Here is a 19,930-nt window from a genome sequence, read left to right on the forward strand (position 1 = left end):
GCTGTGGAATAATACTGGCTACTTATACAGGTTTTGGCCGCCAGGCCTTATTGATTACGTGAGGACTTTAATGGACGACAACAAGAAGAAAGCCTTGGCTGCGGCCTTGGGTCAGATCGAACGTCAATTCGGCAAGGGTGCCGTGATGCGTATGGGCGATCATGACCGTCAGGCGATCCCGGCTATTTCCACCGGTTCCCTGGGGCTGGACATCGCGTTGGGCATCGGCGGCCTGCCGAAAGGCCGTATCGTCGAGATCTACGGTCCGGAATCCTCGGGTAAGACTACCCTGACGCTTTCCGTCATCGCCCAGGCCCAGAAAGCCGGTGCGACCTGCGCCTTCGTCGACGCCGAACACGCCCTGGACCCAGAGTACGCCGGCAAGCTGGGCGTCAACGTCGACGACCTGCTGGTGTCCCAGCCGGACACCGGCGAACAAGCCTTGGAAATCACCGACATGCTGGTGCGTTCCAACGCGGTTGACGTGATCATCGTCGACTCCGTGGCGGCCCTGGTGCCAAAAGCGGAAATCGAAGGCGAAATGGGCGACATGCACGTCGGCCTGCAAGCTCGTCTGATGTCCCAGGCACTGCGTAAAATCACCGGTAACATCAAGAACGCCAACTGCCTGGTGATCTTCATCAACCAGATCCGAATGAAGATCGGCGTGATGTTCGGCAGCCCGGAAACCACCACCGGTGGTAACGCGCTGAAGTTCTACGCCTCGGTGCGTCTGGACATCCGTCGTACCGGCGCGGTGAAGGAAGGCGACGAAGTGGTCGGCAGCGAAACCCGCGTCAAGGTTGTGAAGAACAAGGTGGCTTCGCCGTTCCGTCAGGCCGAGTTCCAGATTCTTTACGGCAAGGGCATCTACCTCAATGGTGAGATGATCGACCTGGGCGTGCTGCACGGCTTCGTCGAGAAATCCGGTGCCTGGTACAGCTACAACGGCAGCAAGATCGGTCAAGGCAAGGCCAACTCGGCCAAGTTCCTGGCGGACAACCCGGAAATCGCCGCGACCCTCGAGAAGCAACTGCGTGACAAGCTGCTGACTCCAGGCGGGGATACCAAGGCTAACTCCGGCACGGCGGCTGTCGTCGAAACCGAAGATGACCTGGCTGACGCTGACCTCTGAGTAAAGCAATGAGCGCCGTACTGGATACCCCGGTCGCCGTGCGGCGCACTGCCATGGACCTGCTCGCGCGACGCGAGCACGGTCGAGTCGAGCTGACGCGTAAACTGCGTCAGCGCGGCGCCCCGCCTGAAATGATCGACACAGAACTCGACCGCTTGACGGAAGAGGGGCTGCTGTCCGAATCTCGTTACCTCGAAAGCTTCGTGTCCTACCGCGCCCGTTCCGGCTACGGCCCTTTGCGTATTCGCGAAGAGCTGAGCCAACGCGGTCTGCAGCGTGCCGACATCGAGCTGGCCCTGCGTGAAAGCGGTTTCGACTGGCAGGCCCAGTTGCAAGACACCTGGCGCCGAAAATTCGCCGGGCATCTGCCTGTTGATGCACGTGAGCGTGCCCAACAGGGACGCTTCCTGAGTTATCGGGGTTATTCCATGGAAATGATCGGCCGCCTGTTCAGCGGCCGTGGGCTGGATGACTGACAGGCGGCAGTTGAATACCGTTCAGACTGCGATCCTTATGTAGGAGCAAGCTTGCTCGCGATCCGCCGTAGGCGGCCATCCGCTGCTCTTTACGGGATTCCTTACGTCGCCTTGATCGGCTCGCGCGTGCGCTCTTGTGCCGGCGCCTTGGCCTTGCTCCAGTTTTCCGTCCGGTTGATAAAGTCCACCAGCGCTCGCAGGCGGCCCTGATCTCGGGCTGTGAAGGCGAACGACAAGCGCGTCAAATGACTGAACTGTGGCTCTTCGTATTCCTGATCACCGCTACCCTGATAAAAGTGCCCACTTAGGCACAGGTCGGCAAACTCGTCCTGCATCTGCGTCATCGCCCGCTCGCTGAGCGGATGATTCATACGAATCACAAACTGCTTCTTCAACCAACGGCTGGAGTGGAAGTTGCTGTAGAACTGCTTGATCTCTTCCACGGCCTCATCGGCACTGTAGACCAGGCGCATCAGCCTCATGTCATTGGGCAGGATGTAATGATTGGCTTCCAACTGGTTGCGGATAAAGTCCAGCGCACCCTGCCAGAAGCTGCCCCCTGGGGCATCCAGCAAGATCACCGGGACCAGCGGGCTTTTGCCGGTCTGGATCAGGGTCAGCACTTCCAGCGCTTCATCGAGGGTGCCAAAACCGCCGGGGCAGAGCACCAGCGCATCGGCTTCCTTGACGAAGAACAACTTGCGGGTAAAGAAGAAGTGGAAGGACAGCAGGTTCTGCGTGCCATCCACGGTTGAATTGGCATGTTGTTCGAAGGGCAGGGTGATGTTGAAACCGAGGCTGTGTTCCAGGCCGGCCCCTTCGTGGGCTGCTGCCATGATGCCGCCACCGCCGCCGGTGATGACCATCAGGTTGGAACGTGCCAGGGCCGTGCCCAGTGCGCGGGCCTGGGCATAAAGCGGGTGTTCGGTGGGCGTTCGCGCCGAGCCGAACACGGTGACCTTGCGCCGTCCCTTGAACTGGTCCAGCACGCGAAAGGCATTCTCCAGCTCACGCAGGGTTTGCAGGACGATCTTGGCATTCCAGCGGTTGCGGTCGTCCTGGGCCATGCGCAGGACGGTCAGCATCATGTCTCGGTAAAGCGCAAGATTCGGACTGTCGGGAGCAACCTGATTGAGTTGTTCTTCGACCCGGGTCAGGTCGATACCGTTGCTCTGGAAATGGCGGGATAACTGGTCATTCGGTTCGTAAGGCATTCAACGTCTCCTTCTGCACGGAGCCCTTGGCGTGGCCGAAAGAAACGTTCGCCAAGGCCGCGTCACTGCATGTGTCGCATAGGTGCCATGTCGATTTGATGATGAGCCCATAAAGTCATGGCTGGCAATCGCTTATTGCCCCTTTGCAAAGGACTTTAGCAGCCCGTCAGGTGCACTGCGCGGGCGAGGAAGGGAATGGCGCGCCGATGCTGAAGAGCGGCGCGCGACGCGAGCGAGGTTACTTTTTCTTCGCCGGGGCTTCCTTCGGGCAGTCGCTTTCGACGAAACGGGCAGAGGCCACGGGGCGGTTGGTCTTGTTCTCGGTGAACTCGTAGCGCATGACCGCGCCCTTGGCCATCAACTTGCGGTAGTTGGCGTTACGGCAGACGCTGGCGCCCAGTTGCAGGTAAACCGCCTTGGCGTTGTCGCGCATATTTTGCGCGTAATCGGCCTGGACGCTCAGGTGATCGATCAGTTCGCTGCCTTCAACGGTGTAGCCGACATCGAGGATGTTCTCGTCGATTTCACGGGGCAGGCCTTCGTTACTCTGCTCGGCCACGTCCTTGAGCATTTTGTTCACTTCGAAATCCTTCAGCGACGCCGCCTGGGCACTGAAGGGCAGGGCCAGCAAAAGGGCCAGGGACGGTACGATAAGGCGCAGCATGCAACTCTCCTGATTCGGTAACTGGTGCTTCGACCCCTTGCCGGGTCATGCGTTCAGTGGCCGCGAAGTATAGAGGGCGGTTGTAGGCCCTACTAGGGCGAGACTGACGGAAATGTCGACGGATGAGCGCTCAAACGCTGCCGGGCTCTCTGGTAGACTCCGCGCACTTTTGCCCTTGCGAGTCGTATTGTTCGTGTTCAGCTCTTTCTCCACTCAGTGTTCTTCGCGATGAGCCACGCCGTATCCCGCTTGCGTGCCGAGCGTCTGGCCCGTGCAAAAACGCCTTTCCTTGCTCGCGGTTCGCGGGCCGAGCGTTGCCCGGGTTGCCGTGTGATTCCACAGTATTGCCTGTGCGCCTGGCGCCCCAAAGTAACCTCGAATTCGGCCATGTGCCTGTTGATGCATGATGTCGAGCCGATGAAACCGAGCAATACCGGTTGGCTGATCGCCGATGTGATCGCCGATACCAGCGCGTTCAGCTGGTCTCGGACTGAAGTCGATCCGCAGTTGCTGGCCCTGCTGGACGACCCGCAGTGGCAGCCGTTTATCGTCTTCCCGGGGGAGTTCGTGGCGCCGGAGCGGGTGGTGACGCAGGTGCTGCCGGTGCCAGGCAAACGCCCGCTGTTCATCCTGCTGGACGCCACCTGGACTGAAGCGCGCAAGATGTTTCGCAAGAGCCCTTATCTGGAGCGCTTCCCGGTGTTGAGCCTGGAATCCGAACAGCTGTCGCGCTACAAGCTGCGTCGCTCCAAACGCGATGATCATTTCTGCACCGCGGAAGTCGCGGCCTTGTGCCTGGAGCTGGCCGGGGACACCCGTGCCGCCCAGGGGCTGGATGCGTTACTGGACGTGTTTACCGCGCATTACCTGGGTGCCAAGTTCCAGTTGCCGATCAACACTGAAGATCAAGCCCACGAGCATCTGAAGACTTTCCTGTAATCTATTGGGCGCACAGCGTCGAGCCTGACGCATAAAACAGGATCATTGAAAAAATGACCACGTACGAAATCCTGATTGCCGATGACCATCCTCTTTTTCGTAGCGCCCTGCATCAGGCGTTGACCCTGGGCCTGGGGCCCGACGTACGACTGGTGGAAGTGGCCAGCATTGCCGAGCTGGAAACCCGCCTCACCGAGAAAGCCGACTGGGACCTGGTCCTGCTGGACCTGAACATGCCCGGCGCCTACGGTTTCTCCGGCCTGGTGTTGCTGCGCGGACAATACCCGCAGATTCCGGTGGTGATGGTCTCGGCCCAGGAAGAGGCCTCGGTGATGGTGCGCTCCCGTGAATTTGGCGCCAGTGGCTTCATTCCCAAATCCAGTTCCCTGGAAGTGATTCAGCAAGCCGTGCGCAGTGTCCTCGATGGCGATGTCTGGTGGCCGCCCCAGGCGTTCGAAGCGGTCAGCGTGTCCGCCGAGGCCAAGGCTGCCAGCGCCGGCCTCGCCAGTTTGACGCCCCAGCAGTTCCGGGTGTTGACCATGGTCTGCGAAGGTTTGTTGAATAAACAGATTGCCTACGAGTTGAGCGTTTCCGAGGCGACCATCAAGGCCCACGTCACGGCGATTTTTCGCAAGCTGGGTGTGCGCACCCGGACCCAGGCGGCGTTGCTGCTACAGCAACTTGAGTCAATTTCGAGCCAGTAATTGCGCTTTTATTCGTCTAAACGCAGCCGGCGTCAGGCAATGGTCGGCAAGACGATCTCGTCGCTGCGCTGAACCCCGGCGGTGAAGGAGCGGCACAGTTCGAGGAATTCGCGCATGGCGGAGGTCTGGTATTTCTGTTTGTGCCAGATGAAATAGAACTGGCGCGACAGGTCCAGGTCCGGGGTTTCCACCGGCACCAGGCTGCCACGGCGGAACGCATCGCGCAGGGCCAGGCGCGAAATGCAGCCAATCCCCAGCCCCGACTCCACCGCACGTTTGATCGCTTCGGTGTGTTCCAGCTCCAGGCGGATATTCAGCGCGCTGCGATGATGACGCATGGCCTGATCGAAGGTCAGGCGGGTACCGGAACCCTGTTCGCGGAGGATCCAGGCTTCGCGGGTCAGCTCTTCCAGGCTCGCTTGACCGCGTAGTGCCAGCGGGTGCCGGGGCGCGCAGAACACCACCAGTTCATCCTCGACCCAGGTTTGCACTTCGATGTCCGGGTGGCTGCAATCGCCTTCGATCAGACCCAGGTCAATTTCGTAGTGCGCCACCTGCTGCACAATATTGGCCGTGTTCTGCACATGGAGCTTGACCTGGCTTTCCGGGTGCAACTGCATGAAGCTGCCGATCAACAGGGTCGCCAGGTAGTTGCCGATGGTCAGGGTGGCGCCCACCGCCAGGGAGCCGAAACCGGACTTGCCATTGAGCAGGTCCTCGATTTCCTTGGCCTGGTCCAGCAACGCCACGGCCTGGGGCAACAACTGTTTGCCCAGGGCGTTGAGGCTCAGGCGCTTGCCGGCGCGGTCGAACAACTGACAGCTCGACTGGCGTTCCAGCTCGGTGATCGAGGTGCTCGCGGCGGATTGCGACAAGGCTAGCAGCCCGGCAGCGCGGGACACGCTTTCCTGCTGGGCGACGGCGACGAAGACCTGAAGTTGACGGAGAGTAAATCGCATATCTATATAACCGATAACCCTTATCTTGATAATTCATTTAACAGATATTGTCGCTGCCATTAGAATGCTATGCAATAGCGCTTATTGACGGCGCAGGCCATATTCCCAGGAGCCCTATCTCAATGAGCAACATGAATCACGAGCGTGTCCTCAGTGTTCACCACTGGAACGACACTCTGTTCAGCTTCAAGTGCACCCGCGACCCGGGTCTGCGCTTTGAAAACGGTCAGTTCGTGATGATCGGCCTGCAGCAGCCCAATGGCCGACCACTGATGCGTGCTTATTCCATCGCCAGCCCGAACTGGGAAGAGCATCTCGAGTTCTTCAGCATCAAGGTGCCGGACGGTCCGCTGACCTCCCAGTTGCAGCACTTGAAGGAGGGCGACGAGATCATCATCAGCAAGAAACCTACGGGTACGCTGGTGCTTGACGACCTCAAGCCGGGCAAGCACCTGTACCTGCTCAGCACCGGTACCGGCCTCGCACCGTTCATGAGCGTGATCCAGGACCCGGAAACCTACGAGCGTTTCGAGAAGGTGATCCTGTGCCACGGCGTGCGTTACGTCAACGAAGTGGCCTACCGCGAATTCATCACCGAGCACCTGCCGCAGAACGAGTTCTTCGGTGAAGCCCTGCGTGACAAGCTGATCTACTACCCGACCGTGACCCGCGAGCCGTTCGAGAACGAAGGCCGCCTGACCGATCTGATGCGCAGCGGCAAGCTGTTCAGCGATATCGGCCTGCCGCCAATCAATCCGCAGGACGACCGCGCCATGTTGTGCGGCAGCCCGAGCATGCTGGATGAAACCAGCGAAGTGCTCAACAGCTTCGGCCTGAAAGTCTCGCCGCGTATGCGTGAGCCGGGTGACTACCTGATCGAGCGTGCGTTCGTCGAAAAATAGGCCGAAGGCCTGCTTGTAGGAGCCGGCTTGCTGGCGATCCGGGCGACGCGGTCTGGCAGAGCAGCGCATCGATGCAATCGCCAGCAAGCCGGCTCCCACAAGACCGTGGGGCACTGGGAAGTAGCGTCAAGACAGTTGCTTCCATAGAGAAATATTCGTGCCAAATGAAAAAGCCCGCATTGCCTGGAAAGGCAATGCGGGCTTTTTTGTTTCTGACGTTTCTATCGGACGGGGATCACTTCGAGCACGCGGATCATCCCGGCTTCGGGGTAATGCCAGCGCACATCCAGGTCCCAGAACTGCGCGCCGTATTCCCGTTCGGGAGTCGGCGTCTGGTACGCCGGACGCGGGTCCTGGGCCAGGCATTGCTCGATCAGCTCCACCAGGGGTTCATCCAGGCGCTGTGCGTGGCCATGGGCCTGTTGCAGCGCGTTGTCGCTCCAGTGCACGGGAATCAGCATTGGCGCGGCGCTGGCGATGCCATTGACGGCACCGGGGATGTTGTCCGCGTAGGGCACGTACGGCTTGATATCGAGAATCGGCGTGCCATCCAGCAGGTCGATGCCGGATATCCACAGGCGCTGGGCTTCGACCTTGTCCAGCTTGACCACCGACTGGCCGATACCGTTCGGCCGGTGAGTCGCCCGGGTCGCGAAAACCCCCATGGACTGGTTGCCCCCCAGACGTGGCGGGCGAACCTTCAGCCGTGGCTTGTCCTCCAGCGCCTGATGGAACAGGAACAGCAGCCAGACATGACTGACCTGCTCCAGCCCTTGCACCGCCTCGCCCTGGTCGAACGGCGCGACCAGCTCCAGCACGCCACGCGCCGCCGGTGCCAGCTGTGGCTGGCGCGGGATGGCGAACTTCTCCTTGAAGCAGGAGCGCACGAAACCGACGGGGGAGACGTTATAGCTCATGGTCCGGCCCTCAGGCCTCGATCCCCAGCATGTCCCGGGCCACGGCCTCGGCAATGCGGATACCGTCGACACCGGCCGAGAGGATCCCGCCGGCATAACCGGCGCCTTCACCCGCCGGGAACAGGCCCTTGACGTTCAGGCTTTGCATCGACTCGTTACGGGTCATGCGCAGGGGCGAAGAGGTGCGGGTTTCAATCCCGGTCAGCACCGCGTCATGCAGGGAGTAACCCTTGATCTGCCGCTCGAAGGCCGGCAAGGCTTCACGGATGGCTTCGATGGCGAAGTCCGGTAGCGCCAGGGCCAGGTCGCCCAGGGCCACACCCGGTTTATAGGACGGTTCCACGCTGCCCAGGGCGGTTGAAGGTTTGCCGGCAATAAAGTCACCGACCAGTTGCGCCGGGGCTTCGTAGTTACTGCCACCGAGGATGAAGGCGTGGGACTCCAGGCGCTCTTGCAACTCGATGCCGGCCAGCGGACCGCCCGGATAATCCACTTCCGGGGTAATGCCGACGACGATCCCGGAGTTGGCGTTACGCTCGTTGCGCGAGTACTGGCTCATGCCGTTGGTGACCACCCGGTTCGGCTCGGAGGTCGCCGCCACCACGGTGCCGCCCGGGCACATGCAGAAGCTGTAGACCGAGCGGCCGTTCTTGGCGTGGTGCACCAGCTTGTAATCGGCCGCGCCCAGTTTCGGGTGCCCGGCGTACTTGCCCAGGCGTGCGCGGTCGATCAGCGATTGCGGGTGCTCGATACGGAAACCCACCGAGAACGGCTTGGCTTCCATGTACACGCCACGGCCGTGGAGCATGCGGAAGGTGTCCCGGGCGCTATGACCCAGGGCCATGATCACGTGCCGCGAGTTGATCTGCTCGCCGCTGTCGAGCTGCACGCCGGTCAGTTGGCCGTCGTCGATCAGCACATCGGTGACCCGCTGCTGGAAGCGTACTTCGCCGCCCAGGGCTTCGATCTGCTGGCGCATGTTCTCCACCACGCCGGTGAGGCGGAAGGTGCCGATATGCGGTTTGCTGACGTAGAGGATTTCTTCCGGCGCGCCGGCCTTGACGAATTCGTGCAGGACCTTGCGGCCGTGGTGGTTCGGGTCCTTGATCTGGCTGTAGAGCTTGCCGTCGGAGAAGGTCCCGGCACCGCCTTCGCCGAACTGCACGTTGGATTCGGGGTTGAGCACGCTTTTGCGCCACAGGCCCCAGGTGTCCTTGGTGCGTTCGCGCACTTCCTTGCCGCGCTCGAGGACGATCGGTTTGAAGCCCATCTGCGCCAGCAGCAAGCCGGCGAAGATCCCGCAGGGGCCGAAGCCGACGACCAGCGGACGTTCCGTCAGATCCGCCGGAGCCTGGCCGACCACCTTGTAGCTGACGTCCGGGGCCGGATTGACGTTGCGGTCCTCGGCGAATTTTTTCAGCAGGGCGTCTTCACCACGGGCCGACAGGTCGATGGTGTAGATGAAGCAGAGCTCGGAGGACTTCTTGCGGGCGTCGTAGCTGCGTTTGAACAAGGTGAAGTCGAGCAGGTCATCGCTGGCGATGCCCAGGCGCTGGACGATGGCCGGGCGCAGGTCTTCGTCGGGATGGTCGATCGGCAGCTTGAGTTCGGTGATTCGTAACATGACAGGGTCCAGTGTGCGGGCCACGCGGGCGCGCCGGCTTTATATCAAACTGGTGATTATAAGCCCCAACGGCCAGATTCCGTGAGGCTAAAACAGCAGCTCGTCGAATCAGTCGTTACGGGCGCCGCCGAAATAGCCGCAGCCGCGCTGGACCTGGCCGTTGACCCGCAGTTCGGCGCTCAGGTGGCGCACGCTGCCGGTGCTGCTGTCGACGCAGGATTGCGGCGCGACCCACAGCTCAATGCGCTGGGAGTTGGCTTCGCTGCTCAAGCTGAAGCGCCCGTCACCCAGTTGTTCTTCCAGGTAGGGCAGGGCCAGGGCCGGCTGGTTTTCGCGTTCGAGGATCATGCCGTTGCCGCCGACCTTCAGGCTCCACTCCGGGCTGTGGCCGCTGGCAATCACGGTCTGGAATTTGAAGTTGGGATCGTCGCAACTGGCGGTGCCGCGTTCCAGGCGATAGTACTGCTGCAGGTTCAGTTGGCCGTCACTGCCGTCGGTCGCGCCGTTGGAAAACTTGCCGCGCAGATCGGCGAACAGTTTGCCCGAGGGGCCGGACAGGCTCGCGGCCTGTTGCAGGACGCTGGTGTTGCCGCTGTCGCTGACGACAAAGTGACGCTGTTCCTGGCAGGGCTGGAACATCAGCTTGCCATTGACGCTGCTGAGCTCGCCTTGCATCCGGCTCAGGCCCGCCGTGGAGGTCGAGGTGGCGGCTGGCGCCAGCATCTGGCAGCCGGCGGCGAACAGCGGCAGGGCAAAAATCATCAAGGAACGGGCGGCGCGCATCATGGGGTCTCCTGGCAAGTGTCGCCACGTTACTCAGGCCGGGAGAGCTGCACAAGCTTTCAGGCCAACGTGGCTCCTTTGCAGGAGCCACTTGCCTTCAACCAACCAGATAGGTCTGCCCGGTCTGCAGGCCTTCCACGCTCTTGGCGTAGGCCAAAGCCACGTCAGCCGCCGGTACCGGCTTGAATCCACGGAAGTACGGCGCGTAGCTGCCCATGGCTTCCACCAGCACGTTCGGGCTGATGGAGTTCACCCGCAGACCGCGCGGCAGTTCGATGGCGGCCGCCTTGACGAAGCCGTCGATGGCGCCGTTGACCAGGGCGGCCGAGGCGCCGGTGCGGATAGGGTCGCGGTTCAGAATACCGCTGGTCAGGGTGAACGAGGCGCCGTCGTTGGCATATTCCCGTCCGATCAACACCAGGTTGACCTGGCCCATCAGCTTGTCTTGCAGGCCGAGGCTGAAGTCTTTTTCACTCATGTCGGCCAGCGGGACGAAATTCACGTTACCGGCGGCGCAGATCAGCGCATCGAACTTGCCGGTCTGCTCGAACAGTTTGCGAATCGACGCGCTGTCGCTGATGTCCACATGCAGGTCACCACTGCTACGGCCGATCTTGATGATCTCGTGACGCTGGCCCAGTTCCTCTGCCACGGCCGAGCCGATGGTGCCGTGGGCGCCAATCAATAGGATTTTCATCGTGGGGTTCCTCCAGTGGGTGATTGAGCTTTCAGTCTAGAGTGGATTTTTCCATTGATAAGCGCACTAATAGGCAACCTTTGGTTTTCTTTTGGAAACAATCCATGAGCGAGATGGATGATCTGGCAGCCTTTGCCGTGCTCGTCGAGGCCGGCAGTTTTACCCTGGCCGCCCAGCAACTGGGCTGCAGCAAAGGGCAGTTGTCCAAGCGTATCAGCCAGTTGGAGGCGCAGTTTGCCGTGGTCTTGCTGCACCGCACGACACGGCGTCTGAGCCTCACCGCTGCCGGTGCGGCCTTGTTGCCCCAGGCCCAGGCGCTGGTGGTGCAAGTGGAGCGGGCGCATCAGGCCCTGGCCCGGCTCAAGGACGATATCGCCGGTCCCGTGCGCATGACGGTGCCGGTATCCCTGGGGGAAACCTTCTTTGACGGGCTGCTGCTGGAGTTTTCCCGGGATTATCCCGATGTCCAGATCGAGCTGGACCTGAACAACGGTTTCCGCGATCTGGCACGGGAAGGTTTCGACCTGGCCATTCGCACCGAAGTTGGCAACGACGAACGCCTGGTGGCTCGGCCGTTGCTGGTGATGACCGAACTGACCTGCGCCAGCCCGGCCTATCTGGAGCGTTATGGTGAGCCGCAGACACCCCAGGAACTGGCGAATCACCGGTGCCTGCTCAACAGTCACTACAGCGGTCGCGAGGAGTGGCAATACCATCACCAGCATGAACTGCTACGAGTGCGGGTCAGTGGCCCGTTTGCCAGCAATCACTACAACCTGCTGAAGAAAGCCGCGTTGGTGGGGGCCGGTATCGCCCGCCTGCCGTCCTACGTCCTGCCCGCGGAGCTGGCCGATGGACGTCTGCGCTGGCTGTTGCGGGACTATCGCACCCGCGATATGCCGCTGTACCTGGTGCACCCTTACCAGGGTGGCCTGCCTCGGCGCACCCAGGTACTGGCGGATTATCTGATCGGTTGGTTCAAGCGCAGCGGCGAGGCGCTGGCGCGGCTTCAGCGATAACGCTTGGCGATCAGGTGATCGATGGAAAGCACGCCGGGCCCCTTGGCCATCAGCAGCAACAGGATCGCCATCCAGGTGCCATGGGTCGGATAGGCGCCCGGGTAGACGAACAGCTGGATGGTCAAGGTCATGCCGAACAGCCCCAGCGCAGAGAACCGCGTGGCGAAACCCAGCAGGATCAGTACCGGGAAAAAGTGTTCGCCAAACGCCGACAGATGAGCGGCGATTTCCGGCGACAGCAGCGGCACCTTGTACTCGCTGGCGAACAGCGGGATGGTGGAATCGGCCAGGTGCGGCAGGCCGATATCGAAAGTGCCGGAGACCAGGTCCACGGCAAAGCCCTCGACCTTGGTCTGCCCGGATTTCCAGAACACGGCGGCGATGGAGAAGCGTGCGACAAAGGCAATCAGGCTGTAGGGGATCATCTCGAAGAGCTGGATGATCCGCCCGACCAGGCGCGCGATGGGGTTCTGCGATTCAGTATGAGTGTTCATGGGCGGGCCTTTTGTTCTAGATGCAAGTGGGTGATGGCGCTGTAGCGAATCAACAGGGCAAGGGCATGGCTTGGATCGAATGCCGCGCTGGCGTCATAAGCGTAGGCAAGGGCCAGCTCCAGCGGACAGCCGTTTTGCAGGCTCTGGACGAATACCAGGGTGCCGATATCGATCTTGAACACCTCGACCTGCCAGTGCCGGCGTAGAACCAGCGCGGCTTCAGCCTGGGTCGGGTCGAGCTGTTCCAGAGGGCCTTCGCCTTGATGGGCCTCCCATAACGACACGACCGCATGGGGCGAATTCAGCACGGCAACACTGGGGTGCAGGTGAACCTGCAGGCGGTTGAGGGTCTCGGGGTCGGCGAGGTAAACGCCGATCTGCTCCGGGCTCAGGGGCGTCGCATCGGCGGCGTGATAGGCGTTGATCCGCAAGCGCTCGAGCCGCGCCACGTCGGCCAGGTAAGGCACGCTCGCCGCCGGAGCGAAGCCCTGGATGAAACTGCCGAGGTCCTGGCCGTAATCATTGAGGATCGGGCTGACCGGCGGGAAGTGCTGGACATAAAGACCGGCCATGGAACGGAAGAACGCCTCTCCGACCAAGGCCATGACCACCGGATAGCTGTCCGCCAGGGCATTGATCAATGAGCTTTGGACGTTGTTGCGATACACCGCGAAACGGCTGGCCGGGTCGGCACCATTGGCGCTGCACAGGCCGGGCGGGCAGGCTTGCGAGGTGTCGAGCAGAGCGGCGCTGAAGCGGGCTTGATCGCTCATGCGCGCACCTCGGCTCGTTCCAGGAGGTCTTGGGCGTTCCCGGCTTCGGCCAGGAGTACGGCAAAGGCTGGCAGCTGGTTATCGCGTTCGATCAGCGTGGCCATCGGCCCGATTTTCGCCAGCACCTGTTGATACAACGCCCATACCGCCTGATCGATAGGCGCGCCATGATCGTCGATCAACAGGCGGTCACCGAGGTTGTCGGCATCTTCGGCAAAACCGGCCAGATGGATTTCGCCCACGGCGTGCAGCGGCAAGGCTTCGATGTAGGCCAGCGCATCACGCTGGTGGTTGATGCTGGAGACATAGACGTTGTTCACGTCCAGTAGCAGCCCGCAACCGGTGCGGCGGATGATTTCGCTGATGAATTCCGCCTCATCCAGGGTGGATCGCTGGAATTGCAGGTAGGTGGCCGGATTCTCCAGCAACATCGGACGTTTCAACGTGCTTTGCACCTGATCGACATGTTCGCAGACCCGTTGCAGGGTGGCGCTGTCATAGGCCAGGGGCAGCAAGTCGTTGAGAAACACCGGGCCATGGCTCGACCAGGCCAGGTGTTCGGAAAAGGATTGGGGTTGATAACGCTCGATCAGTATCGCGAGGCGCTTGAGGTGTTCGTGGTCCAGGGGGCCTTTGGCACCGATGGACAAGCCGACCCCGTGCAGCGACAGCGGGTACTGTTCGCGGATCAAACCCAGGTAATGATGAAACGGGCCGCCGGCGACCATGTAGTTTTCGGCGTGGACCTCGAAGAAACCGAGGTCCGGGCGCGTTTCGAGTACCGCTTGAAAGTGTTCGGTCTTGAGCCCCAGCCCGACCCGGGGCGGGAGCTCGGCCCCGCGGGCCTGAGCGCGGTGAAGAGGGGCGGATTGCAGTGGCATGGGCATCTTCGGCGCTCAGGCTGGCGGGTGGCAGGGCTCTGGTTGATCAGGCCTTGGGGGTGAAGGCTGCCAGCTGGCCTTTGCCGGTCGGGGAGGTCTGGCTTTCCAGGGTCACGCAAGTGCCTGCTGGCACGGATTTCCAGGAGTTGGCCTGGAAGTTTTTGGTCGAAGTACCGGCGCAAGTGGTGCCGGCGCCTGCGGCGCAGTCGTTCTTGCCTGCCTGGGCCACACCGAAGCATTTTTCCATGCTATCGGCAGCGTGGGCGCTCATCGGCAATGCGGTCATGCTCAGGGCAGAGCCGAGGGCCAGGGCGAGGGTGGCGGCGGACAGGGTGCGGGTAGTGGAAGTGCTCATGGTCAATCTCCGGTATGTCGTCAATGATGAAAGCAGAGGTTAGATGAGTTTCGTTGCTTTCTTGCCTTACTTGAGCCCTGAGGGCCAGGTTTGTTACAGCGCGCGGCAAAAAATATTCGATTATTTTTGCAGGCGGGCAGGAAAAGATTTTCCTGGCGTTGCAACAGCCAAAGAAAAGCCCCGAAATATCGGGGCTGTTCTCGTTACACAGGGGCATCAACCGCCCAGATACGCCTCGCGCACTTTCGGGTCGGTCAGCAGGTCGTTGCCGCTGCCTTCCATCACCACCCGGCCGTTTTCCAGCACGTAGGCCCGGTCGGCGATTTTCAGCGCCTGGTTGGCGTTCTGCTCCACCAGGAACACCGTCACACCGTCCTTGCGCAGCTGTTCGATGATATCGAAGATCTGCTGGATGATGATGGGTGCCAGGCCCAGGGACGGTTCGTCCAGCAGCAACAGTTTCGGCTTGCTCATCAGGGCCCGGCCAATGGCGAGCATCTGCTGTTCACCGCCGGACATGGTGCCGCCGCGCTGGTTGAAACGTTCCTTGAGACGGGGGAACAGTTGCAGGACCTTGTCCATCTGCTCCTGATATTCGCCCTTGTCGGTGAAAAAACCACCCATGGCGAGGTTTTCTTCCACGGTCAGGCGGGCAAACACCCGACGGCCTTCCGGCACCACGGCAATGCTCTTGCGCATGATGATGGAGGACTCCTGACCCACCAGCTCCTCGCCCATGTAGCGAATGCTGCCGCTGTGGGCGCGGGGCGAACCGCAGAGGGTCATCAGCAACGTGGACTTGCCCGCACCGTTGGCGCCGATCAGGGTGACAATCTCGCCCTGGCGTACTTCGACGTTGACGCTGTGCAGGGCCTGGATCTTGCCGTAGAAGGTGGAAACGTTTTCGAATTGCAGCATTTACGCTTCCCCCAGGTAGGCTTTGATCACTTCGGGATTATCACGGATCTGTTCCGGCGTGCCGTCAGCCAGGGGCGTGCCCTGGTTGATCACGACGATATGGTCGGAAATGCTCATGACCAGTTTCATGTCGTGTTCGATCAGCAGCACGGTGGCGTTGTGCTCTTCGCGCAGTACGCTGATCAGTGCCTTGAGGTCTTCGGTTTCCTTGGGGTTGAGGCCCGCCGCCGGTTCGTCGAGCATGAGGATCCGCGGACGGGTCATCATGCATCGGGCGATTTCCAGGCGCCGCTGTTGGCCGTAGGCCAGGGTGCCTGCCGGGCGGTTGGCGAACTCGGTCAGGTTGACCTTGGCCAGCCAGTACTCGGCGTATTCCATGGCCTCGCGCTCGCTCTTGCGGAACGCGGGGGTCTTGAACAGACCGGCCAGGAAGTTGGTGTTCAGGTGCCGGTGCTGGGCGATCAGCAGGTTCTCGACCGCCGTCATGTCCTTGAACAGACGCACGTTCTGGAAGGTCCGCACCACGCCCTTGCGGGCAATCTCATGGCCGGCCAGGCCCTGGATCGGCTGGCCGTCGAGGAGGATGCTGCCGGCGCTCGGCTTGTAGAAACCGGTCAGGCAGTTGAACACCGTGGTCTTGCCGGCACCGTTCGGGCCGATCAAGGCCACCACTTGTTTTTCCTTGACGGTCAGGGCCACGCCGTTGACCGCCAACAGGCCACCGAAGCGCATGCTCAGGCCGCTGACTTTGAGAATTTCACGGCTCATTTGCGCAGCTCCATGTGAGGACGTTGCATGGGCAGCAGGCCTTGTGGACGCCAGATCATCATCAGCACCATCAAGGCGCCGAACATCAACATGCGGTATTCGCTGAACTCACGCATCATTTCCGGCAGCAGGATCATCACCACGGCGGCCAGGATCACCCCCAGTTGCGAGCCCATGCCACCCAGTACGACGATGGCGAGAATGATCGCCGACTCGATGAAGGTGAACGACTCCGGTGTTACCAGGCCCTGGCGAGCGGCGAAGAAACTACCGGCGAAACCGGCGAAGCAGGCGCCCAGGGTAAAGGCCGAGAGCTTGATCACGGTCGGATTCAAGCCCAGCGCACGGCAGGCGATTTCGTCTTCGCGCAGCGCTTCCCAGGCACGGCCAATGGGCATGCGCAGCAGGCGGTTGATGACGAACAACGCCAGCAAGGCCAGCAACAGCGCCACCAGGTACAGGAACACCACCTTGCTCACCGGGTTGTACGCCAGCCCGAAGAACTCGTGGAAGGTCTGCATGCCTTCCCCAGCGGTGCGCTCGAACGACAGGCCGAAGAACGTTGGCTTGGGGATGTTGCTGATGCCGTTGGGGCCGCCGGTGAGACCGGTGAGGTTACGCAGGAACAGCCGGATGATTTCACCGAAGCCCAGGGTCACGATGGCCAGGTAGTCACCGCGCAAGCGCAAGACCGGGAAGCCCAGCAGGAAGCCGAAGCTGGCCGCCATCAGGCCGGCGATCGGCAGGCAGATCCAGAAGCTCAGACCGAAGTAGTGCGACAGCAGCGCGTAGCTGTAGGCGCCCACGGCGTAGAAGCCGACGTAACCCAGGTCGAGCAGGCCGGCCAGGCCAACCACGATGTTCAGGCCCAGGCCGAGCATCACGTAGATCAGGATCAGCGTGGCGATGTCGACCGCGCCCCGGGAGCCGAAGAACGGCCAGACCAGGGCGGCGGCGATCAGGCCGATGATGATCCAGCGTTGGGTCCGCGGCAGGCTCAGGAATTGGCCGACCTTGGGTGAAATCAACGGGCCACGGGATGACTTGAACAGTACGCCGACCTGCTGGCTGAAGAGCACCCGCAGGAACATCAGGACCGAGCACAGGGCAATCACACCCAGGGTCAGCGGACCGGTACCGTGCACTTCGAGGTTGATCCCGACAATGCTCAGCTTGAGGCCGAGCACCGGGAAGGCCACGGCCCAGACCAGCAAGGCGCTGAACAGCGCCGATTTGAGGTATTTGTTCATACTTTCTCAACCTCCGGACGGCCCAGGATGCCGGTCGGCCGGAACAACAGCACCAGAACCAAAAGACCGAATGCCACCACGTCCTTGTACTCGTCGCCGAACACGTCGGCGCCAAAGGCTTCGGCCACGCCCAGCACCAGCCCGCCGAGCATGGCGCCCGGAATGCTGCCGATGCCGCCCAGTACCGCTGCGGTAAAGGCTTTCAGGCCTACCAGGAAGCCGGCGTTGGGGTTGATCACACCGTATTGCATGCTCAGCAGCACGGCCGCGACCGCCGCCAGTGCGGCACCGATCACGAAGGTCAGGGCGATGATGTTGTTGGTGTTGATCCCCAGCAGGTTGGCCATCTTGATGTCTTCGGCACAGGCGCGGCAGGCGCGGCCCAGGCGGGAGCGGGAGATGAACAGGGTCAGGCCGAGCATCGCAAGCAGCGTGACGACGAACACCACGATCTGCATGTAGGAAATCAGCACTTCATGTGCACCACCTGGCCCGAAGGAGATATTGCCGGGGATCAGGTTGGGGATGGACTTGTCCTTGGAGTCTTGCGCGAGTAGTACGGTGTTCTGCAGGAAAATCGACATGCCGATGGCGGAGATCAGCGGAATCAGGCGATTACTGCCACGCAAGGGGCGGTAGGCGATCCGTTCGATACTGTAGCCATAGGCACTGGTGACGACGATGCTCGCGATAAACGCGGCGGTCATCAGCAGGGGGACGCTGTCGAGTCCCATCAAGCTCAGCCCGGCAATGGCGATGAACGCCACATAGGAGCCAATCATGTAGACCTCGCCGTGGGCGAAGTTGATCATTCCAATGATGCCGTAAACCATCGTATAGCCGATGGCGATCAGGGCATACGTGCTGCCAACGGTCAGGCCGTTAACCAGCTGTTGGAAAAAGTGATAGATGTCAGGCATTAAAGCGCTCCTAAAAACCTGATACGCATTTCACTGGTGGAGTCATTTTCCCGCTCGGACCCCGTGGATTTGCATCCACTTCGGGTGCAAGTTTTGCCAGCGAACCGCTGATGACGGTTTTGAGATTTTCAGGTGGGCGGGTTCCCGGATCACGGAAAGACAGGCCCATTACCTCGTAAAACAAAGCCCACGGCACGCCGTGGGCTTTATTGGCAGTCAGTCAGGGCAAGCCTTACTGAGGCGATACTTCGGTTTTAGGTTTGCCGAAGTGCCACTCGTAGACCACGAATTTGAAGTCTTTGAGGTCACCCTTGGCATCGAAGCTCAGGTCGCCAGTCGGGGTCTTGAAGGTCCCGGCGTGGATGGCAGCAGCCACTTTGGCCGGATCTTCGCTCTTGGCGGCGGCGATACCGCCGGCAATGACTTCAACCGCGGAGTAGGAAGGGAACACGAACGGGCCGCTCGGGTCTTCTTTCTTGGCTTTGAAGGCGTCAGCCAGGGCGACGTTGGCCGGATCCTGGTCGAAGGACTTCGGCAGGGTTACCAGCAGGCCTTCGGAAGCGTCCTTGGCGATCTGCGAGATGGAGTCGTTACCCACGCCTTCCGGACCCATGAACTTGGCCTTCAGGCCTTTTTCCTGGGATTGACGCAGGATCAGGCCCAGCTCAGGGTGGTAGCCGCCGTAGTAGACGAAGTCGACGTTGGCTTGCTTGAGCTTGGCGATCAGCGAAGAGAAGTCTTTGTCGCCGGCGTTGATGCCTTCGAACACGGCAACCTTGACGCCTTTTTTCTCCAGGGTTTGTTTCACGGCGGTGGCGATGCCTTCACCGTACTGCTGCTTGTCGTGGAGTACCGCAACGATCTTCGGTTTCACGTGGTCGGCGATGTAGTTACCGGCGGCAGGGCCCTGGGCGCTGTCCAGACCGATGGTGCGGAACACCATTTTGTAACCACGAGCGGTGATTTCCGGGCTGGTGGCAGCCGGGGTGATCATCACTACGCCTTCGTCTTCGTAAATGTCCGAAGCCGGTTGAGTCGAGCTGGAGCACAGGTGGCCGACAACGAATTTCACACCGTCGTTTACGACTTTGTTGGCTACGGCAACCGCTTGCTTCGGATCGCAGGCGTCGTCGTATTCAACGGCTTCGAGTTTCTTGCCATCAACACCGCCCTTGGCGTTGATCTGTTCGATAGCCATTTTGGCGCCACTGAACTGCATGTCGCCGTACTGGGCCACAGGGCCGGTTTTCGGGCCGGCGATGCCGATCTTGATGGTGTCTGCAGCGAAAGAATGGCTGGCAACCCCGGCCAGAACCATAGCGGCGAACAGTTTGGAAATCTGCTTAGTCATTAGTGCTCCACTCTTGCTGTTGTAGTTTTTAGAGTCCTACGGCCGGAGCTGTGGGACCGGGTCAGATTTAACGCCGATATCCCGGTTCATGCCCCGGCAACTGTACCGATACAGTTTAGTGTGCACGCTTATCGATTGGATAGCGGGCAGCCGGAGGCAAAATCGAGATATGTCGCTTGAGTGAAAG

22 protein-coding genes are annotated in these 19,930 nt (G+C 61.0%); 6 read left to right on the forward strand and 16 right to left on the reverse strand.

Annotated features, from left to right (window positions below; translation table 11 throughout):
* Positions 1-70: 70 nt before the first annotated feature.
* Together recA and recX are read left to right on the forward strand one after the other, a co-directional pair.
* Positions 71-1,135, forward strand: coding sequence for a recombinase RecA (gene recA / locus HX866_RS02435; protein ID WP_177092894.1), 1,065 nt, complete (start codon positions 71-73; stop codon positions 1,133-1,135).
* 8 nt (positions 1,136-1,143) lie between these two features.
* The gene (gene recX, locus HX866_RS02440; RefSeq protein ID WP_177092893.1) at positions 1,144-1,611 is read left to right on the forward strand and encodes a recombination regulator RecX; all 468 of its coding nucleotides are present in this window, start codon (positions 1,144-1,146) and stop codon (positions 1,609-1,611) included.
* A gap of 101 nt (positions 1,612-1,712) precedes the next feature.
* Here the strand turns inward: recX and HX866_RS02445 are convergent, their stop codons facing one another.
* Positions 1,713-2,825 (reverse strand): LOG family protein, encoded by a 1,113-nt coding sequence (locus HX866_RS02445; protein WP_177137904.1) that lies wholly within the window; start codon positions 2,823-2,825, stop codon positions 1,713-1,715.
* Positions 2,826-3,063: 238 nt separating this feature from the next.
* A complete protein-coding gene (locus HX866_RS02450) occupies positions 3,064-3,489 on the reverse strand; it encodes a PA3611 family quorum-sensing-regulated virulence factor (RefSeq protein ID WP_177092891.1) in 426 nt (141 codons plus the stop codon).
* Positions 3,490-3,717: 228 nt separating this feature from the next.
* On the opposite strand from HX866_RS02450, the gene HX866_RS02455 reads away from it, so the two are divergent.
* Together HX866_RS02455 and erdR are read left to right on the forward strand one after the other, a co-directional pair.
* Positions 3,718-4,428 carry a tRNA-uridine aminocarboxypropyltransferase gene (locus tag HX866_RS02455; RefSeq protein WP_177092890.1) on the forward strand — a complete coding sequence of 237 codons (711 nt, stop codon included), beginning with the start codon at positions 3,718-3,720 and terminating at the stop codon, positions 4,426-4,428.
* A 53-nt stretch (positions 4,429-4,481) separates the two neighbouring features.
* Positions 4,482-5,132: a response regulator transcription factor ErdR gene (gene erdR / locus HX866_RS02460; RefSeq protein ID WP_177092889.1), complete on the forward strand. Its 651-nt coding sequence runs from the start codon at positions 4,482-4,484 to the stop codon at positions 5,130-5,132.
* 32 nt (positions 5,133-5,164) lie between these two features.
* Here erdR and HX866_RS02465 read toward each other — a convergent pair whose 3' ends face one another.
* Positions 5,165-6,091, reverse strand: a complete 927-nt coding sequence (locus tag HX866_RS02465) for a LysR family transcriptional regulator (protein WP_177092888.1) — start codon at positions 6,089-6,091, stop codon at positions 5,165-5,167.
* 122 nt (positions 6,092-6,213) lie between these two features.
* Here HX866_RS02465 and fpr point away from each other — a divergent pair, with 122 nt between their 5' ends.
* Positions 6,214-6,993 carry a ferredoxin-NADP reductase gene (fpr, locus tag HX866_RS02470; RefSeq protein ID WP_003443014.1) on the forward strand — a complete coding sequence of 260 codons (780 nt, stop codon included), beginning with the start codon at positions 6,214-6,216 and terminating at the stop codon, positions 6,991-6,993.
* Positions 6,994-7,214: 221 nt separating this feature from the next.
* Here the strand turns inward: fpr and tsaA are convergent, their stop codons facing one another.
* From tsaA to HX866_RS02490, 4 genes are all read right to left on the reverse strand, one after another.
* On the reverse strand, positions 7,215-7,910 hold the full coding sequence (tsaA, locus tag HX866_RS02475; protein ID WP_177137906.1) for a tRNA (N6-threonylcarbamoyladenosine(37)-N6)-methyltransferase TrmO: 696 nt from the start codon (positions 7,908-7,910) through the stop codon (positions 7,215-7,217).
* A 10-nt stretch (positions 7,911-7,920) separates the two neighbouring features.
* Entirely contained in the window at positions 7,921-9,534 is a 1,614-nt protein-coding gene (locus tag HX866_RS02480; RefSeq protein ID WP_177092886.1) for an NAD(P)/FAD-dependent oxidoreductase, read from the reverse strand.
* A gap of 108 nt (positions 9,535-9,642) precedes the next feature.
* The gene (locus tag HX866_RS02485; protein WP_177093360.1) at positions 9,643-10,317 is read right to left on the reverse strand and encodes a COG3650 family protein; all 675 of its coding nucleotides are present in this window, start codon (positions 10,315-10,317) and stop codon (positions 9,643-9,645) included.
* 97 nt (positions 10,318-10,414) lie between these two features.
* A complete protein-coding gene (locus tag HX866_RS02490; protein WP_177099687.1) occupies positions 10,415-11,014 on the reverse strand; it encodes a short chain dehydrogenase in 600 nt (199 codons plus the stop codon).
* 104 nt (positions 11,015-11,118) lie between these two features.
* Between HX866_RS02490 and HX866_RS02495 the strand changes: the two genes are divergently transcribed.
* Positions 11,119-12,033 carry a LysR family transcriptional regulator gene (locus HX866_RS02495; RefSeq protein ID WP_177124063.1) on the forward strand — a complete coding sequence of 305 codons (915 nt, stop codon included), beginning with the start codon at positions 11,119-11,121 and terminating at the stop codon, positions 12,031-12,033.
* Here the strand turns inward: HX866_RS02495 and HX866_RS02500 are convergent.
* From HX866_RS02500 to HX866_RS02540, 9 genes are all read right to left on the reverse strand, one after another.
* A complete protein-coding gene (locus tag HX866_RS02500; RefSeq protein ID WP_177137908.1) occupies positions 12,024-12,527 on the reverse strand; it encodes a DoxX family protein in 504 nt (167 codons plus the stop codon). The two genes, HX866_RS02495 and HX866_RS02500, sit on opposite strands and share 10 nt — an antisense overlap.
* Complete coding sequence (locus tag HX866_RS02505; protein WP_177137910.1) at positions 12,524-13,300, reverse strand: HvfC/BufC N-terminal domain-containing protein; 777 nt, start codon at positions 13,298-13,300, stop codon at positions 12,524-12,526. The genes HX866_RS02500 and HX866_RS02505 overlap by 4 nt, the downstream gene beginning before the upstream one ends.
* On the reverse strand, positions 13,297-14,181 hold the full coding sequence (bufB, locus tag HX866_RS02510; RefSeq protein ID WP_177137912.1) for an MNIO family bufferin maturase: 885 nt from the start codon (positions 14,179-14,181) through the stop codon (positions 13,297-13,299). The genes HX866_RS02505 and bufB overlap by 4 nt, the downstream gene beginning before the upstream one ends.
* A gap of 46 nt (positions 14,182-14,227) precedes the next feature.
* Entirely contained in the window at positions 14,228-14,536 is a 309-nt protein-coding gene (locus HX866_RS02515; RefSeq protein WP_177137914.1) for a BufA1 family periplasmic bufferin-type metallophore, read from the reverse strand.
* 216 nt (positions 14,537-14,752) lie between these two features.
* Positions 14,753-15,454, reverse strand: coding sequence for an ABC transporter ATP-binding protein (locus tag HX866_RS02520; protein ID WP_177092879.1), 702 nt, complete (start codon positions 15,452-15,454; stop codon positions 14,753-14,755).
* On the reverse strand, positions 15,455-16,222 hold the full coding sequence (livG, locus tag HX866_RS02525) for a high-affinity branched-chain amino acid ABC transporter ATP-binding protein LivG (protein ID WP_177092878.1): 768 nt from the start codon (positions 16,220-16,222) through the stop codon (positions 15,455-15,457).
* Positions 16,219-17,472, reverse strand: a complete 1,254-nt coding sequence (locus HX866_RS02530) for a high-affinity branched-chain amino acid ABC transporter permease LivM (RefSeq protein ID WP_177092877.1) — start codon at positions 17,470-17,472, stop codon at positions 16,219-16,221. Before HX866_RS02530 ends, livG begins: the two co-directional genes overlap by 4 nt.
* Positions 17,469-18,392 carry a high-affinity branched-chain amino acid ABC transporter permease LivH gene (gene livH, locus HX866_RS02535; protein WP_177092876.1) on the reverse strand — a complete coding sequence of 308 codons (924 nt, stop codon included), beginning with the start codon at positions 18,390-18,392 and terminating at the stop codon, positions 17,469-17,471. Before livH ends, HX866_RS02530 begins: the two co-directional genes overlap by 4 nt.
* Positions 18,393-18,624: 232 nt before the next feature.
* Complete coding sequence (locus HX866_RS02540) at positions 18,625-19,743, reverse strand: branched-chain amino acid ABC transporter substrate-binding protein (RefSeq protein WP_177092875.1); 1,119 nt, start codon at positions 19,741-19,743, stop codon at positions 18,625-18,627.
* Positions 19,744-19,930 lie beyond the last annotated feature (187 nt).

Origin of the sequence: Pseudomonas gingeri, from assembly GCF_013386165.1 — a bacterium.
Classification (GTDB): domain Bacteria; phylum Pseudomonadota; class Gammaproteobacteria; order Pseudomonadales; family Pseudomonadaceae; genus Aquipseudomonas; species Aquipseudomonas gingeri_C.

Excerpts from the sequence above, each read along its gene's own strand:
- livG (WP_177092878.1), bottom strand. The coding sequence starts at position 16,222 with ATGAGCCGTGAAATTCTCAAAGTCAGCGGCCTGAGCATGCGCTTCGGT.
- HX866_RS02505 (WP_177137910.1), bottom strand. The coding sequence starts at position 13,300 with ATGAGCGATCAAGCCCGCTTCAGCGCCGCTCTGCTCGACACCTCGCAA.
- HX866_RS02485 (WP_177093360.1), bottom strand. The coding sequence starts at position 10,317 with ATGCGCGCCGCCCGTTCCTTGATGATTTTTGCCCTGCCGCTGTTCGCC.
- HX866_RS02465 (WP_177092888.1), bottom strand. The coding sequence starts at position 6,091 with ATGCGATTTACTCTCCGTCAACTTCAGGTCTTCGTCGCCGTCGCCCAG.
- HX866_RS02455 (WP_177092890.1), top strand. The coding sequence starts at position 3,718 with ATGAGCCACGCCGTATCCCGCTTGCGTGCCGAGCGTCTGGCCCGTGCA.
- HX866_RS02445 (WP_177137904.1), bottom strand. The coding sequence starts at position 2,825 with ATGCCTTACGAACCGAATGACCAGTTATCCCGCCATTTCCAGAGCAAC.
- HX866_RS02520 (WP_177092879.1), bottom strand. The coding sequence starts at position 15,454 with ATGCTGCAATTCGAAAACGTTTCCACCTTCTACGGCAAGATCCAGGCC.
- bufB (WP_177137912.1), bottom strand. The coding sequence starts at position 14,181 with ATGCCACTGCAATCCGCCCCTCTTCACCGCGCTCAGGCCCGCGGGGCC.
- HX866_RS02515 (WP_177137914.1), bottom strand. The coding sequence starts at position 14,536 with ATGAGCACTTCCACTACCCGCACCCTGTCCGCCGCCACCCTCGCCCTG.
- HX866_RS02480 (WP_177092886.1), bottom strand. The coding sequence starts at position 9,534 with ATGTTACGAATCACCGAACTCAAGCTGCCGATCGACCATCCCGACGAA.
- HX866_RS02530 (WP_177092877.1), bottom strand. The coding sequence starts at position 17,472 with ATGAACAAATACCTCAAATCGGCGCTGTTCAGCGCCTTGCTGGTCTGG.
- livH (WP_177092876.1), bottom strand. The coding sequence starts at position 18,392 with ATGCCTGACATCTATCACTTTTTCCAACAGCTGGTTAACGGCCTGACC.
- tsaA (WP_177137906.1), bottom strand. The coding sequence starts at position 7,910 with ATGAGCTATAACGTCTCCCCCGTCGGTTTCGTGCGCTCCTGCTTCAAG.
- recA (WP_177092894.1), top strand. The coding sequence starts at position 71 with ATGGACGACAACAAGAAGAAAGCCTTGGCTGCGGCCTTGGGTCAGATC.
- HX866_RS02495 (WP_177124063.1), top strand. The coding sequence starts at position 11,119 with ATGAGCGAGATGGATGATCTGGCAGCCTTTGCCGTGCTCGTCGAGGCC.
- HX866_RS02540 (WP_177092875.1), bottom strand. The coding sequence starts at position 19,743 with ATGACTAAGCAGATTTCCAAACTGTTCGCCGCTATGGTTCTGGCCGGG.
- recX (WP_177092893.1), top strand. The coding sequence starts at position 1,144 with ATGAGCGCCGTACTGGATACCCCGGTCGCCGTGCGGCGCACTGCCATG.
- erdR (WP_177092889.1), top strand. The coding sequence starts at position 4,482 with ATGACCACGTACGAAATCCTGATTGCCGATGACCATCCTCTTTTTCGT.
- HX866_RS02490 (WP_177099687.1), bottom strand. The coding sequence starts at position 11,014 with ATGAAAATCCTATTGATTGGCGCCCACGGCACCATCGGCTCGGCCGTG.
- HX866_RS02450 (WP_177092891.1), bottom strand. The coding sequence starts at position 3,489 with ATGCTGCGCCTTATCGTACCGTCCCTGGCCCTTTTGCTGGCCCTGCCC.
- fpr (WP_003443014.1), top strand. The coding sequence starts at position 6,214 with ATGAGCAACATGAATCACGAGCGTGTCCTCAGTGTTCACCACTGGAAC.
- HX866_RS02500 (WP_177137908.1), bottom strand. The coding sequence starts at position 12,527 with ATGAACACTCATACTGAATCGCAGAACCCCATCGCGCGCCTGGTCGGG.